This window comes from Glycocaulis alkaliphilus, assembly GCF_004000605.1.
GTDB lineage: Bacteria > Pseudomonadota > Alphaproteobacteria > Caulobacterales > Maricaulaceae > Glycocaulis > Glycocaulis alkaliphilus.
Genome location: NZ_CP018911.1, coordinates 2689420 through 2703776, shown reverse-complemented (window position 1 = coordinate 2703776; position 14357 = coordinate 2689420). Strand labels below are relative to the sequence as shown.

Below are 14357 nucleotides of genomic sequence, written 5' to 3'. Positions count from 1 at the left end.
GCCCTTGCCGTGACGCTATCGGAGCCTTGGCATGGATCAAGCCTTCGACCGTAAAAAGAAACGCCCGGATGCGGGTGAGCATCCGGGCGCTGGCATTTGGTCAGACCTGGCTCTCTTAAGCGGCCAGATCAAACCTGTCGGCGTTCATGACCTTGGTCCAGGCGGCCACGAAGTCCTTGACGAACTTTGCCTTGTTGTCGTCCTGGGCGTAGACTTCCGCATAGGCGCGCAGGATCGCGTTAGAACCGAAGACGAGATCGGCGCGCGTTGCGGTCCAGCGGGTCTTGCCGGTCTTGCGGTCGATGATCTCGTACAGATTCTTGCCTTTCGGTTCCCACTTGTAGGCCATGTCGGTCAGGTTCACGAAGAAGTCGGTCGACAGGGCGCCTTCCTTGTCGGTGAAGACGCCGTGCTTGGAGCCGCCATGATTGGCGCCGATGACCCGCAGGCCACCCAGCAGCACGGTCATTTCCGGTCCGGTCAGGCCCATGAGCTGGGCGCGGTCGAGCAGAACCTCTTCCGGCTTTGTATCGTAATCGCTGCGGATCCAGTTGCGGAAACCGTCCGCGAAGGGTTCGAGCGATTCAAAGCTGTCGCCATCGGTCTGCTCGGCGGTCGCATCGCCGCGGCCCGGCGCAAACGGCACTTTCACATCGTATCCACCGGCCTTGGCCGCTTTCTCGATACCGACATTGCCGGCCAGTACGATCACGTCGGCAAGGCTGGCACCGGCTTCTTTGGCAATCGGTTCGAGAACCGAAAGCACCTTGGCGAGGCGGGCCGGCTCATTGCCTTCCCAGTCCTTCTGGGGGGCAAGGCGGATGCGCGCGCCATTGGCACCGCCACGCTTGTCAGAGCCGCGATAGGTGCGCGCGCTGTCCCAGGCGGTGTTGACCATGTCGGTGACGCTGAGGCCGCTGGCGGCGATCTTCGCCTTGACCTTCTCGACATCATAGCCGGTCGGGCCGGCCGGGATGGGATCCTGCCAGATCAGCTCCTCGTCCGGCACGAACGGGCCGTAATAATTCGCTTTCGGGCCCATATCGCGGTGGGTCAGCTTGAACCAGGCGCGGGCAAACGTGTCGGCGAAGTATTCGGGATCCTTGTGGAAGCGCTCGCAGATGGCGCGGTAGGTCGGATCGACCTTCATCGCCATGTCCGCATCCGTCATGATCGGGTTGTGCTTGATGGAAGGATCGGACGCGTCTGGCACCTTGTCTTCCTCGGCAATGTTCACCGGCTCCCACTGCCAGGCACCGGCGCGCGATTTCGTTACCGCCCACTCGTATTTGAACAGCAGGTCGAGATAGCCCATGTCCCATTTGGTGGGGTTGGACGTCCATGCGCCTTCAAGGCCCGAAGTGTGGGCAGTGTTCGCCTTGCCGTCAAAGCCGGGATTGTCCCAGCCGAAACCAGCAAACTGCAGGTCGCTGGAGGCCGGATCGGCACCGACGCGGTCGGCCATCGTGCCGCCATGGCATTTGCCGACGGTGTGGCCACCCACGGTCAGGGCGGCGGTTTCCTCATCGTCCATCGCCATGCGGGCAAAGGTAGAGCGTACGAACTTGGCCGTCTTGGCCGGGTCCGGATTGCCGTTCACCCCTTCCGGGTTCACGTAGATGAGACCCATGTGGGAGGCGGCCAGCGGATTATACATCGTGTTGGGGTCGTCAATGGCCGTTACGCGCTCGTCGGACGGCGCCAGGATTTCGCTGTCGCTGCCCCAGTTGATGTCGATCTCCGGACCCCAGATGTCCTCGCGGCCAAAGGCGAAGCCGAAGACTTTCAGGCCCATATTCGCGTAGGCGACCGTACCGGCGAGCGCCAGAAGGTCGGCCCAGGACAAGGCGTTGCCGTACTTCTTCTTCACCGGCCAGAGCAGGCGGCGTGCCTTTTCAAGGCTGGCATTGTCCGGCCAGGAATTGAGCGGTTCAAAGCGGATATTGCCGCTGCCTGCGCCGCCGCGGCCATCGCCCAGACGGTAGGAACCGGCGGCGTGCCAGGACAAGCGGATGAAGAGGCCACCATAATGGCCCCAGTCAGCCGGCCACCATTCCTGGCTATCGGTCAGGAGCGCATCGACATCATTCCAGACGCCCTTGAAGTCGAGCGATTTGACCGCCTTGCGGTGATCATAATCGACGTCCATCGGGTTCGCGCGCGCACCGTGCTGGTGCAGGATGTCGAGATTGAGCGCGTTCGGCCACCAGCGGGTAGGGTGCGTGTTGAAGCTGGTATTGCCGCCATGCATGACCGGGCATTTGCCCGTCATCTTCGCATCATTTCCGTCCATGTGAATCTCCCATCGTGGTGGCGTGTCTTGAGGGGCAGACGCGCAACGTGCATGAGGGCGTGCCCAGCGCCCGGTAGGCTATCTCTATCAAGCGGGGCGTGCGAAATTAAATCGATTATCCTGATTGGCGGTATAGTCCGGGTTTATGCTGCACGCGCGAAGTAGAGAATTTCTTTATAGATTGCGATTGGCTCGCAATTCGCACTGACGGGCGTTGAGGGGATTTCATGATGGCAAACAATCGGTTGGCACTGGCAGCGCTGCTGTCCGGGATGGCGGGCCTTGCCGCTTGCAGCGACGAACCGGCTATCGAGGCCTGCCTGCCTGTGACGCTTCCAGACCCCGCCGCGCCGGCATCGGGCATGATCTGGGTGCCGGCTGGCACCGTCCAGCTGGGATCGGAGGATTTTTTCCCCGAGGAGCGCCCGGTGCGTAGCGCCGACGTGGATGGGTTCTGGATCGGCATTCACGAGGTCACCAATGGCGAGTTCGCCGCCTTCGTGGAGGCGACGGGCTATGTGACGCTGGCTGAGCGCGAAGGCCCGGATGCGGGCGGGGGCGGGGTGTTCGGCCCCGGCGTGCAGGTGCGCGACTGGTCGGACATACGCACCTGGTGGCGGTTTGATCCGCGCGCGAGCTGGCGTCATCCGCAAGGGCGCTCCAGCACGATTGAGGGCCGGGATAGCTGGCCGGTCGTACAGATCGCCTATGAGGATGCGCTGGCCTATGCGCGCTGGCGCGGCCACGATCTGCCCCGCGAGGCTGAATGGGAACATGCCGCGCGCGGCGGCATTGATGGTGCGCTTTATGTCTGGGGCGACGAGATGCGCCCGGACGGGGCCTATATGGCCAATCACTGGCAGGGCGCGTTTCCGGTGCAGGATAGCGGCGCGGACGGTCATGCCGGGCTTGCGCCGGTCGGCTGCTATGCGCCCAACGGGTACGGGCTCTACGACATGGCGGGCAATGTCTGGGAATGGACGCAGGACGAATGGGAGCAGCCGGGCTTCCGCGTCATCAAGGGCGGGTCATTCCTGTGCTCGGACAGCTATTGCCACCGCTACCGCCCGGCGGCGCGCCAGCCGGGCGATGAGCGCTTTTCCACCGAGCATCTGGGCTTCCGCACGATCTGGCGCGGACCAGCGCCGGACTAGATTCTTTGCGCCAGGTCCCGGCTCTGCTGCGCAGGCCGGGAGTTCAAGGCAGATGTATTTTAAGGGTGAAACCCCGGAACGCATGAAATGCGTATCCGGGGCCATTTTCCCGTTCAGCGCTGGCGGGTCAGCAGAATGAGGCCGCCCCCCAGCAGCATCACGAAAAGAAGGCCGATACCGGCGAGCATCAGCCCGTGCTGGTCAAGGAAGGCTTTCCAGCCCAGCGCCGCAATGCGTTCGGCGGCATTGAAGCCCTCTGGCACCGGGATCACGCCCACACGCGCCTCATAGGCGGCATAGGCCTCCATCATCGACGCCAGGATTTCAGGCTCCGAGCCTGCAAGATCGTGAGCCTCACCCGGATCAGTGGCCAGGTTGAAGAGCCGCCATTGCTCATCGCCGAAAGGCGGCATGCTGCGTGCCAGCTTCCAGTCGCCGCGCCAGAGGGCCGACATGCCCGACATTTCAAGGCCCACCGCGTCGTCCGGACCATAGACCGTGTCCGACTGCCCGCTCAGCACCGGCATGAGCGAGCGGCCCGTTATGGGTTCACGCCCGACAAGCGGACGGGCGCCTGCCATGTCCAGCAGGGTCGGGGCGATGTCGGTGACAAAGCTGAAGCCGGAGACAAGGCCAAGGGTCTCAACCCCCGGCCCTGCGACGATAAGGGGCACGCGTACGCCGCCTTCGCCTGCATGGAACTTGAACAAAGAGAGCGGCGAGGCGGAGGCGGTTGCCCATTCCGGGCCGATAAAGGCGTAGGTGCCCTGTTCGCCGAGATTTTCCGGATTGCGTGAATAGCCCTGCACGGCGAGCCACATGGCAAAGGCGCGGTTATCGGTGGGGTGGTTATATTCCGGGCCATTGTCAGACAGCACGATGACCAGCGTGTTCTCCAGCTGGCCTTGCGCCTCCAGCCAGTCCAGAAGCCGTCCGACATGATGGTCTGCCGCTTCCAGCATGCCGGCGGCCACTTCGCGGCTGGCAATGGCAAACTCGCGCTCGCGCCGGGACAGCCCCTCCCAGTCGCGTAATCCCGGCGGCTGCTCTGCCAGCTGCGTACTTTCAGGCACCAGCCCGCGCGCGATGGCGGCGCTGCGGCGTTCCTCGCGCAGCACGTCCCAGCCCTCGTCATAGCGGCCCGCATAGCGCTCGGTGAATTCGCGTGGGGCCTGCAGGGGGATGTGGTTGGCCTGTAGCGACAGCACGGCCAGGAAGGGGCGGTTCACGTCCCGGTCATCAATATAGGCGATCAGCCGGTCGGTCAGAAACTCGGACGAATAGAAATTGTCGGGCAGTTCGTGGACGGGTTCGAAATCCTCCCACCATTCGGCGTGAGTGTAGTGAGGCAGATAGGTGCGGTGCTCCCAGTTATCGGCGCCAGACGAGTCCAGAATGAAGCTGCGGTCAAAGCCACGTGCGGCGGGCAGGGCGGTGGGTGAACGTCCCAGATGCCATTTGCCGGTGATGAAGGCCTGATAGCCCGCCGCCTGCAAATGCTCGGCAATGGTGGCCACAGCGGTATTGAGCTCGCCCTCATGGCCGAACTGGCCCTGATATTCGGGGATGACCATGTGTTCGAGGGTGGGGATGCCGGTACGGTGACTGTCTGCGCCGGTCAACAGCATGGCACGCGTCGGCGCACAGGTGGGCGCGACGTGAAAATTGGTGAACTGCGCGCCGCGCGCCGCCAGCGCGTCCATGTGGGGCGTTGATATCTCGCTGCCATAGGCACCCAGATCGGTGAACCCGATATCATCGAGAATGACGAGCAATATGTTGGGCCGCTCTTCGCCAGATGCCGGAGCAGCCAGTGCGCCCGCCAGGCAAAGCGCAGTAAGGACGCGTTTAATTGGGCCAGTAAACATACTCGTCATCCTCGCTTTCCGGCCAGCCCAGAGGCTGGTCGATACTGACAGGCATTTCTGCAATCGAAGGCCATAACGGCTCGGCGAGGCCTTGTGCGTGCTCATCCAGCAACGCGGCCAGCGCGGCCACGCGCTGCGGCTCGGCGGCGGAGAGGTCGTTGCGCTCTTCCGGATCACTGGAAAGGTCAAACAGCCAGACGCGGTCAGGGCGCTGTGTGCGTTGCAGCTTCCAGCCCTGGTGGATCACCGCCTCATAGTGCCCGCTGCGCCAGAACAGCGTCTCGCGCGGCTCGCCTTCTGCCTCGCCGGTCAGGAAGGGCGTCAGGTCCACCCCGTCGATCAGGCGGTCTGCGGGCAGTGATGCTCCGGCGATGGCGGCCAGCGTCGGCGCAAAATCGATATGCTGGGCAAGGCCCGGCATTTCGGTGCCCGGTTCGATCCTGCCCGGCCAGCTGACGAAGGTGGGCACGCGGATACCGCCACCGAAGAAGGTCGCCTTCCAGCCCCTATAGGGCGCGTTGATGTCCTCAAGGCCGATATAGTGCGCGCCGCCATTATCGGAGGTGAAGGCGATGATGGTGTTATCGGCGATACCATTGGCTTCCAGCGCGTCCATCACCTCGCCAATGCCCCGGTCCAGCGCGCGGATCATCGCCGCGTAGACACGAAGCGGGTGGTCCTCGATATGGGCGAGGGCGTCATAATCCTCACGCGTGGCCTGCAGGGGCGAATGGGGCGCCCAGTGCGCCAGATAGAGGAAGAAGGGCCGGTTGCGGTTGGCCTCGATGGCTTCCACCGCCTCCCGGGTGAAATAGTCGGTCAGATAGCCGTCGGGCGTGAAGCGCGCCGAATTGTTGTGCGTCACGGCGGCCCGGCCGATCGCCCAGTAAACCTGATCTATGGGATCGAAATCCTGCCGGGCCTCGACAACGTCCGGCGCTCCGGCTGGCGCGTAGAGCAGGCCGGCCAGCTCCAGGCTTTCATCAAAGCCCTGACCCAGCGGGTCTGACCCGTGGGTATTGCCCAGATGCCATTTGCCGATATGCATGGTGTGATAGCCCGCGCCGGACAGCATCTCGGCCAGCGTTATCTCGTCAGTGGGCAGGCCCATATCGGCAAAGTCCGGGACGTCACCATCCGTCTCACGGATAAGGAAGGGGCGGCGCTCTGTCTGGCCGCGCTCAACATGGCGGATCACTTGCGTCATGCCGGGCGGGGTGGGGGTGAACTCAAAGCCGGTGCGGGCGGGATAGCGTCCGGTCATCAGCGCTGCGCGTGACGGCGCGCATGTGCCGCTGGCGGCATAGGCATTGGTCAGTTGTACGCCTTCACGGGCTATGCGGTCGATATTGGGTGTGGGTACGCTCCCGCCCGCTACCCCGCCATGCAGGGTGATGTCATTCCATCCCAGATCATCGGCGACGATGAGGATGATATTGGGCGGGCGCTCCCCCTCAGGAGCCGTATCCGGTCCGCGCTGCCAGTCCACTGCCCGATTTGGGCCTATCGGGTTGCGGATGTCCTGCACCAGACCTGGCAGATAGATGAAATAGCGGTCAAACGCCCAGAAGCCTGCCGCAGCCAGTATGACAAGCGCCGCGCCTGCGGCCAGTATGACCCGGCCAGGAGTGCTGTTGAACACCGGTGCCGCCTCCCCGTTTTTACCGGCTTGCCTCAGGCGGCAAGCTCATTAATATACACTTGTAAAAATATTAGCCGCTCCTGTCCAACGGAATCTGAAACGCGATGCCTGACCTGCCTGCAAATCCGTCCGCAACCCCTGCGCGTCCCGGCCGTCCGGCCAAGATCGCGCCGGACGAGCAGCGCCGCCGGATTCTCGATGCGGCAGCGGCCCGCTTTGCCCGCCACGGGTTCGAGGGCGCGTCCTTGCGCGACATTGCCGCCGATGCCGGGCTCGCCCACGCCGTGATCCGCCACGTGTTCGGCAGCAAGGATGATTTGTGGGATGCGGCGGCGGCAGACCTGTTTGGCCAGATGAATGATGCCATGCTGCAGGCGCTGGGGAAGGTCGACATGAATAATCCCCGCGCCCGCATGGAGGCACAGGTGCGCGCCACCGTGCTGACGGCCTCGCGTATCCCCTGGCTGGCGGCGTTTGTCATGCAGGCGGGTCTGGCGGGCGGGGAGCGCTATGAGAGGCTGGTGGAGCAGCATTTGCGCCCGGCTTATGCCTTCACGCTGGAGCCGTTCTTCCAGCTGAGGGAGGCAGGACGCGCGCACGCCTTTGATCCGCATTTCCTCTTCATGCTGTCGACCAATGCGGCCATTGGCCCGTTTGCGCAGAGCGCGAATGCCCGCGCGCTGGCAGGCATGGAATTGTCGGATCCGGACACGGCAGAGCGCTATGCGGACACGCTGATTGCCGTACTCAAACACGGCGCGCTGCGCCGCGCATAAAAATATTCAGGGAGAGACATGCCATGATGCCGGGTGAGTATATCGTCTACGGAGCCGACCCGTCCTACTTCACCCGCAAGGTGGAAGCGGCGCTGCGCTATATGCGCATCCCGCATGCAGCGCGGCCGAAATCGCCGGATGTGAGTGCCCGGCTGGAAGCGCGTTCAGGCACGCATCTGATCCCGGTGGTGGAAACGCCTGAAGGGTGGGTGATCCACGATTCCACCTACATTATCGAGCTGCTGCAGGCGCGCTTTCCCGCCCATCCGGTCATCCCGGCAAGCCCGGTGCAGCATATCGCCTGCCGCCTGATGGATGACTGGATCGATGAATGGTTCACGCGTGCCGCGCTGCATTTGCGCTGGATCGATGATGAGGATGGCGCCATCTGCGCGCGCAAGATCGCCATGGATATGGGCGGCGGCACGCATGAGCGCCCGCTGACGGCGCAGGAGGAAGAGCAGGTCGCCGCGACCGCCGCCTTCATCCAGCCCTGGGGGCGCAAGGCGATGACGGTCATGGGGGCAGGGCCGGAATATCAGGAGGATCTGCGCGCCGAGTTTGCGAGCTTCCTGCAGCAATGTGCAGGGCTTCTTGGCAAGGATGGCGGCCTGTTTGGCCAGCGCCTCTCCATGGCTGATCTGGGCCTGCTGGGCGCGATGAAGGCGCACTTTGCCGCTGATGATTACGCGCGCAATTTCGTGGCTAACGCGGCTCCTGCCATGCTGGACTGGACAGACCGTGCTTGGGAGCGGCGTGATGAGGGGGAGGACTGGCTGGCCGGTGATGCGCTGCCAGATGGCATGTCCGGTCTCTTCACGCTGATGGCGGGCGGTTTCGTGCCCTACATGATCGCTAACCGGGCGGCGCTGAAGGCCGGTGAGAAGTCCTCGTACTTCACGATCTCCAGCGGGCAGGAGGTGCGGATGATGACCCGCAAACCCGTGGAAGACACCCGCCTTGCCACCAAAGCCGCGATTGATGCCCTTCCCGAAACGGATCGCGGACACGTGCGTGAACTGCTGGGCGATCATGGCCTTCTGGCCGCGTATGAGGATTAGGCCATGCTGGAGCTCTTCACCGCGCCGACGCCCAATGGCTGGAAGATATCCATAGCGCTGGAGGAGCTGGGCCTGCCCTATCAGCTGCATGTCCTCCAGCTTCTAAAGGGCGAGCAGAAAGCGCCGGAGTACCTCAAGATCAATCCCAATGGCCGCATCCCTGCGCTGGTCGACCACGACGAGGGCGGGCGGGCGATATTCGAGTCCGGGGCGATCCTGATGCATCTGGCCGAAAAGACCGGCAAACTCCTGCCTCAGGACGCCGAAGGCCGCTCGCGTGCCATCCAGTGGCTGTTCTGGCAGGTGGGCGGGCTGGGGCCGATGCAGGGTCAGGCCAATGTCTTCTTCCGCTATCTGCCGGAGAAAATTCCGCTCGCCATTGAACGCTATCAGGGCGAGACGCGCCGCCATTACGAGGTGATGAATACGCGCCTTGGTGAGGCGCCCTATCTGGCGGGCGATGAATACTCCATCGCCGACATTGCCTGCTTCCCTTGGGTGTTTGGGCATTTCTGGGCCGGTGTGCCACTGGACGGGTTTGACCATCTGCTGGACTGGAAGGCGCGGCTGGAACAGCGCCCGGCGGTTCTGAAAGGCCTTTCCATCCCGCCTTTGCCAGACCTCTCCAAGCTGCAAAAGGCCGGGCAGGAGCTGGTGCGCCCGTGAAGACACTCGTCCCGCAGATCGTGACCAGCTCCACACTGCGCTCAGCCCGGCGCGGCCTGGCCGCGGTGCGGCGGCGGCTCAATCTCTCGCGGCCTGTCGTGCGTTATTTCCATCAGGTGGACGATCCCTACTCGGCGCTGGCCGCGCGCGCCCTGCCACATCTGGAGGCCGTCTGGGGCGCAAGAGTGATCCCCTATATCGTGCCGCCGCCAGACGCGGCTGCTGCGCCCGATGCGCAACGTCTGAGGCTCTGGTCGCTGCGCGATGCGGCGACCCTTGCAGACGGGCTGGGGATGGAGACAAGTTTCACCTCGGCGCCATCGCCAGAGCTGATGACGCGCGCGCAGGCGGCGCTGGCGGGGATCCGTGACGCGACCGTATTCTCCGCCATTTCCAGCGCCATTGAGCGTGCCTTCAAAACGGGAAAGGCGTCCGCCATTCCACTGTCTGATAGCGATGCGCGCGCGGCATTGGCGCGCGGGGCAAGGGCGCGGCGCGGGCATTATCTCGGCGGCATGTTCCAGTTTGAGGGTGAGTGGTATTGGGGGCTCGACCGCTTGGCCTATCTCGAAGACCGGCTTGTGCGCATCCGTCCCGGCGGGGTGCGTTTCTCCGAGCGGCGCGAGGTGGATCTGGAGGCCCGAAAAGCGCCTGCCGGGACGGTGATCGAGGCGTTCGTGTCCCTGCGCAGTCCCTACACCTATATTGCGATACCGCGCCTGAGAGCGCTGAGCGAGGCGAGCGGCGCAGAGCTGCGCCTGCGCCCGGTCCTGCCCATGGTGATGCGCGGTCTGCCCGTGCCACTGGCAAAGCGTCTCTACATCATGCGCGATACCAAGCGGGAGGCGGAGCGCCTCGGCCTGCCTTTCGGCAAGGTGTCAGACCCGGTGGGTGCGCCGGTCGAGCGCGGGCTTGCCGTGCTGTTTGCCGCCATGGATCAGGGCAAGGGGGCAGACTTCCTCTATTCCTTCCTGCGCGGCGTGTTTGCAGAAGGCATTGATGCCGGCAGCGATCAGGGGCTTGAAATGCTTTCCCGGCGCGCAGGCATCCCGGCTGCGGCCATGCATGCAGCTCTTGCCGATGAAAGCTGGCGGGAGAAGGCTGAAGCCAATCGCGCCGCCATGCTGGAGGCGGGCCTGTGGGGCGTGCCCAGCTTCCGCGTGAACAATCTTCCCGCCCATTGGGGTCAGGACCGGCTCTGGGCGGTGGAAGAGGATTTGTTCGCTCTGGCAGGCTATTCGAACTGAGCGGATCAGATAGACACTCCAAATTTTGTTTTTACGCGCAATTTTTCAGAAAACCGGTTCCCACTTTTCGGATTGCGCTCTAACGCTGGTAGTACTCGCGGAACCAGCTGACGAATTTGGCTATGCCGTCGCGGAACTCGGTCTGCGGGCGATAGCCGGTCAGGCTCTGCAACAGGCTGGCATCAGCCCAGGTGGCCGGTACATCGCCGGGCTGCATATCCATGTAATTGCGGATCGCCTTCACCCCGAGCTCTGCCTCGATAATATCAACAAAGTCCGCCAGCTTCACCTTGGTGGAGTTGCCGATATTGACGATGCGGAAAGGTGCGGCGGGGCTTAGAGAGTCGCCCGGTGCGATGTCTGCACTGCTGGCCGGGCGCACCGGCACCGCGTCCATAAGCAGGCGTATGCCGCGCACCAGATCCTCCACATAGGTGAAATCCCGGTACATCTCGCCATGATTATAGATGTCGATTGGCCGGCCCGCGAGGATGGCATCGGCAAACTTGAACGGGGCCAGGTCAGGACGCATCCACGGGCCATAGACCGTGAAGAAGCGGAACATGGTGGTCGGCAGATCCCACAGATGGGCGTAGGAATGGCCCATCACCTCATTGGCCTTTTTCGTTGCCGCATACATGGTCAGCGGCGTGTCGGCCTTGTCGGTTTCCTTGAATGGCATTGCCTCGTTCGCGCCATAGGCCGAGGAGGTGGAGGCCATGAGAAGGTGGGAGACTTTCAGCTCGCGCGCGATCTCCATCACGTTGAACGTGCCGACAATATTGGCCTCGATATAGGCACGCGGATTTTCAAGGCTGTAGCGAACGCCCGCCTGCGCGGCGAGGTGGACGATCACGTCCGGGGCAAAGCCGCGCGCGGCCTGAAACAGTGTTTCGGCATCCTCCAGCAGGGCTTCGGTTTTGCTGAAGCCCGGCATGCCTTCCAGAATACGGTGGCGGGCCTGTTTCAGGGTGACATCGTAATAATCGGTCAGAGCGTCATAGCCGTGAACCTGATGGCCTTCGTCCAGCAGCAGGCGCGCTAGATGAAAGCCGATAAAGCCCGCTGTACCGGTGATGAGAACGCGCTTCATGGTGAGGGCAGGTCTCCCGCAAAATCCTGCCCGACCTTATGCGCGGTAGAGTGCGGGAGGTAAAGCGCTCAGCCCTTGTCATTGCCGGTGTCACTATCTGCATCCGTACGACGGAGGGGTTTGGAAAAGCGTTCAGGCACCTTGTCCTCCATCTTCTTCATCCAGCGATCAAATTTTGGGTTGTTTTCCCGGCGGCGCTGCAGCCAGTCGCGCGCGGTCTGCGATGTGGCCACGATCATCGCCAGCCCGATGGGGATAAGGAAAATGCCCAGCGGGATTGGCGACCAGGACAGGGCGAGGCCAACAATAACAGCCAGAACGCCGAGTATCTTGATAAAAATGGACATTTTAACTCCGTCGCCTTGTCAGGCATGCCGGTACGATCAAAGCGGGGGCGCGATCCCGTCAGGATTGCTCCACCTTTTCAGGCTTGCCCTTGCGCGGCGTTGAGGCCAGTTCTTCCAGCGCCTCCTCGCTCATCGTCTCGGCCATTTCCTTTGAGGCGCCTTTCAGCTTGCTCTTGCTCGTCTCACCGCGCCGGGCAGCCAGAGCGGCGCCAGCGGCTTTCTGCTGAGCCTTGGATTTTGCGGGCATGGGTCATCCCTCCTGTCAGCGTGCGTCAGAACTGGGCGAATACCGGGAAAACAGGTCTGGACGGTATTCGTTCCGTGAAACACGTATGCCTGGCGGAACCATCGGGCGCGGCGCGGGTTGATCTGAGTGTACGCAAACCGGGCAGGAGGGCGGGATGCTCCTATCCCCACGTTCAGTAAAGACGCCAGTATGACCCTCATGGTGAGCGGTCAGTCAGCAGCCTATTGCGGTCCGCCCGCCCGGCCGGACGGCCTCTGGTCGGCATGGAATACTGATCCGTGGTTGATTGCGGCCCTGATTGTCCTGGCTGTCGCAGGCGGCGCGCTGGCCGTGCGGCGCGGGGCACAGGCCGGAAAGCGCAATCCGGCGCTTCCTGGCGCGTGGCTCATAGCCTTCGCCCTGTTCGTGACCCCGCTCTGCGCGATGAGCGTGGCGTTGTTTTCCATGCGGGCGGTGAACCATCTCATTCTGGTTGCGGTGCTGGCGCCGCTGCTGGCTTATGGCCTGGGTGCCCGGCGGTTTTCGGGATGGCTCGGCCCCGCCGCCATCGTACACGCAGTGCTCTTCTGGTTCTGGCACGCGCCTGCGCCCTATGCGGCGGCGCTTGGCCATGACGGCATATACTGGCTGATGCAGCTGAGCCTGCTGGGCAGCGCCGTCTGGTTCTGGAGCGCACTCATGGCGCGCTGGAACGATATTGTCGCGACAGCCGGTACGCTGGCCGGGTTTGCCGCCCAGATGGGGCTGCTCGGCGCGCTGATCGCCTTTGCTCCTGATCCGCTTTACGCGCCGCACGCCGTGACAACGGCGGCGTGGGGCATCACTGCGCTCGAAGACCAGCAACTGGCCGGCCTCATCATGTGGGTGCCGGGCGTATTGCCCTATCTGATCGCGCTGGGGCTGGCGGTGGCGGCGGCGCTCTCGCGTAGCGGGGAGACGGCGGCGCGGTGATGCTGATAGCGCTCAAGTCCGTCCACATCATCGCCATCGCCATATGGGCTGGCGGACTGGTGGCGCTGCCAGCGCTTCTGCGCCGCGATGACGAGATGGCCAGCCGGGCTGCGGTCGTGCGCCTGCATCATTTCTCCCGCTTTGCCTATGATGCGCTGGTGTCGCCAGCGGCGGTTCTGGCCATTGCGACGGGAACGGGTCTGATCTTTTTCGTTGTCGCTGATGACTGGCTGTTTCTCAAACTGGTTGCCGTCGCCGGCATGGTCGGTGTCCACATGCTGATCGGCCGCGTGCTCGACCAGCTGGAATCGCCCGATGCCCGCCCTACGCGCTGGAAGCGCGCTGCGCTTGTGGCCGGCGCGGTCGTGACCATTCTGGCGGTACTGACGCTGGTGCTCGGCCGTCCCTCCATCCCTGAAAGCTGGATGCCCGGCTGGCTGCTGGAGGGTCAGGGCGAGGAGTTACCGCTCGTGTCCGAGGGACCCAGCGCCGGATCCTCTTCCTCTGGCAGGGAGACACCGACCTGATGCTCAAACACCAGCTTGCCGCCATGCCATCCGGCAATCGCGACCAGACCCAGAGCCAGCCAGCTGAGCATCAGCCCCCAGGGCAGGATGGCGTCTGCGCCCTGTTGCAGGCGCAGCGACCAGCTGGCGGCCATCACGCCCAGCAGCACCATGGCGGCAACGGCATGGCTCCAGGCCGCGGCGCGTCGGCGCACGCCCGGCACCAGCAGCAGCTCGGCGGCTCCGGCCAGCGCGGCGAGGCAGCCCATGGCAAAGCCGCCCCCGCTGGCCCAGAGGGCGGCACGCGCCCAGAACAGATCACCTGTCCACCAGAATGCGACATCGCAGAAGGCGAGCGCGAAACTGCCGGCAATAGGGAAGGCGACCAGCATGGCGTGGATGGGATGGCCGGCCAGCGCGATACGGCTGTCGAGGTCGTGATAGGCCGGATCGGCGGCAGAGGGATTGTGAAACACCTCGTCCTTGCGTGTGTCCGTGCTCGCCAT

The 14357-nt window shown here is 63.7% G+C and carries 14 protein-coding genes; 7 read left to right on the top strand and 7 right to left on the bottom strand.

Translation table 11 applies throughout. The features are described from left to right. Positions 1–115: 115 nt before the first annotated feature. Positions 116–2293, bottom strand: a complete 2178-nt coding sequence (gene katG, locus X907_RS12855; RefSeq protein WP_127568629.1) for a catalase/peroxidase HPI — start codon at positions 2291–2293, stop codon at positions 116–118. 362 nt (positions 2294–2655) lie between these two features. Here katG and X907_RS12850 point away from each other — a divergent pair, with 362 nt between their 5' ends. Next, complete coding sequence (locus X907_RS12850) at positions 2656–3447, top strand: formylglycine-generating enzyme family protein (protein ID WP_127569519.1); 792 nt, start codon at positions 2656–2658, stop codon at positions 3445–3447. 113 nt (positions 3448–3560) lie between these two features. Here X907_RS12850 and X907_RS12845 read toward each other — a convergent pair whose 3' ends face one another. Further along, complete coding sequence (locus X907_RS12845; protein WP_170175565.1) at positions 3561–5315, bottom strand: sulfatase-like hydrolase/transferase; 1755 nt, start codon at positions 5313–5315, stop codon at positions 3561–3563. Further along, complete coding sequence (locus tag X907_RS12840) at positions 5296–6957, bottom strand: sulfatase (protein WP_233352379.1); 1662 nt, start codon at positions 6955–6957, stop codon at positions 5296–5298. The genes X907_RS12845 and X907_RS12840 overlap by 20 nt, the downstream gene beginning before the upstream one ends. A gap of 104 nt (positions 6958–7061) precedes the next feature. On the opposite strand from X907_RS12840, the gene X907_RS12835 reads away from it, so the two are divergent. Genes X907_RS12835 through X907_RS12820 form a run of 4 tightly spaced genes read left to right on the top strand, consistent with a single transcriptional unit; the run spans position 7062 to position 10707 of the window. Next, positions 7062–7733, top strand: a complete 672-nt coding sequence (locus X907_RS12835; RefSeq protein ID WP_127568625.1) for a TetR/AcrR family transcriptional regulator — start codon at positions 7062–7064, stop codon at positions 7731–7733. 23 nt (positions 7734–7756) lie between these two features. Further along, positions 7757–8794, top strand: coding sequence for a glutathione S-transferase N-terminal domain-containing protein (locus X907_RS12830; protein WP_127568622.1), 1038 nt, complete (start codon positions 7757–7759; stop codon positions 8792–8794). Positions 8795–8797: 3 nt separating this feature from the next. After that, positions 8798–9460: a glutathione S-transferase family protein gene (locus X907_RS12825; protein ID WP_127568620.1), complete on the top strand. Its 663-nt coding sequence runs from the start codon at positions 8798–8800 to the stop codon at positions 9458–9460. Further along, positions 9457–10707, top strand: a complete 1251-nt coding sequence (locus X907_RS12820; RefSeq protein WP_127568618.1) for a DsbA family protein — start codon at positions 9457–9459, stop codon at positions 10705–10707. The genes X907_RS12825 and X907_RS12820 overlap by 4 nt, the downstream gene beginning before the upstream one ends. A 79-nt stretch (positions 10708–10786) precedes the next feature. On the opposite strand, the gene X907_RS12815 is transcribed toward X907_RS12820, so the two are convergent. The 3 genes from X907_RS12815 to X907_RS12805 all read right to left on the bottom strand — a co-directional run bounded on the left by X907_RS12815 (position 10787) and on the right by X907_RS12805 (position 12394). After that, positions 10787–11800 (bottom strand): GDP-mannose 4,6-dehydratase, encoded by a 1014-nt coding sequence (locus X907_RS12815; protein ID WP_127568616.1) that lies wholly within the window; start codon positions 11798–11800, stop codon positions 10787–10789. Between the two features lie 68 nt (positions 11801–11868). Then, complete coding sequence (locus X907_RS12810) at positions 11869–12147, bottom strand: hypothetical protein (protein WP_127568614.1); 279 nt, start codon at positions 12145–12147, stop codon at positions 11869–11871. Positions 12148–12205: 58 nt separating this feature from the next. After that, on the bottom strand, positions 12206–12394 hold the full coding sequence (locus X907_RS12805; protein ID WP_127568612.1) for a DUF3008 family protein: 189 nt from the start codon (positions 12392–12394) through the stop codon (positions 12206–12208). Between the two features lie 189 nt (positions 12395–12583). On the opposite strand from X907_RS12805, the gene X907_RS12800 reads away from it, so the two are divergent. Next, entirely contained in the window at positions 12584–13345 is a 762-nt protein-coding gene (locus X907_RS12800; RefSeq protein WP_233352377.1) for a cytochrome c oxidase assembly protein, read from the top strand. Beyond that, a complete protein-coding gene (locus tag X907_RS12795; protein ID WP_127568610.1) occupies positions 13345–13872 on the top strand; it encodes a CopD family protein in 528 nt (175 codons plus the stop codon). Before X907_RS12800 ends, X907_RS12795 begins: the two co-directional genes overlap by 1 nt. Here X907_RS12795 and X907_RS12790 read toward each other — a convergent pair. Next, positions 13794–14357 (bottom strand): DUF2231 domain-containing protein, encoded by a 564-nt coding sequence (locus tag X907_RS12790; protein WP_127568608.1) that lies wholly within the window; start codon positions 14355–14357, stop codon positions 13794–13796. The genes X907_RS12795 and X907_RS12790 overlap by 79 nt on opposite strands.

Bases quoted from the DNA above. Each gene is read 5' to 3' on its own strand.
- X907_RS12795 (WP_127568610.1), top strand. From the start codon at position 13,345: ATGCTGATAGCGCTCAAGTCCGTCCACATCATCGCCATCGCCATATGG.
- X907_RS12810 (WP_127568614.1), bottom strand. From the start codon at position 12,147: ATGTCCATTTTTATCAAGATACTCGGCGTTCTGGCTGTTATTGTTGGC.
- X907_RS12790 (WP_127568608.1), bottom strand. From the start codon at position 14,357: ATGGCGAGCACGGACACACGCAAGGACGAGGTGTTTCACAATCCCTCT.
- X907_RS12825 (WP_127568620.1), top strand. From the start codon at position 8,798: ATGCTGGAGCTCTTCACCGCGCCGACGCCCAATGGCTGGAAGATATCC.
- katG (WP_127568629.1), bottom strand. From the start codon at position 2,293: ATGGACGGAAATGATGCGAAGATGACGGGCAAATGCCCGGTCATGCAT.
- X907_RS12805 (WP_127568612.1), bottom strand. From the start codon at position 12,394: ATGCCCGCAAAATCCAAGGCTCAGCAGAAAGCCGCTGGCGCCGCTCTG.
- X907_RS12845 (WP_170175565.1), bottom strand. From the start codon at position 5,315: ATGTTTACTGGCCCAATTAAACGCGTCCTTACTGCGCTTTGCCTGGCG.
- X907_RS12830 (WP_127568622.1), top strand. From the start codon at position 7,757: ATGATGCCGGGTGAGTATATCGTCTACGGAGCCGACCCGTCCTACTTC.
- X907_RS12800 (WP_233352377.1), top strand. From the start codon at position 12,584: ATGACCCTCATGGTGAGCGGTCAGTCAGCAGCCTATTGCGGTCCGCCC.
- X907_RS12835 (WP_127568625.1), top strand. From the start codon at position 7,062: ATGCCTGACCTGCCTGCAAATCCGTCCGCAACCCCTGCGCGTCCCGGC.
- X907_RS12815 (WP_127568616.1), bottom strand. From the start codon at position 11,800: ATGAAGCGCGTTCTCATCACCGGTACAGCGGGCTTTATCGGCTTTCAT.
- X907_RS12850 (WP_127569519.1), top strand. From the start codon at position 2,656: ATGATCTGGGTGCCGGCTGGCACCGTCCAGCTGGGATCGGAGGATTTT.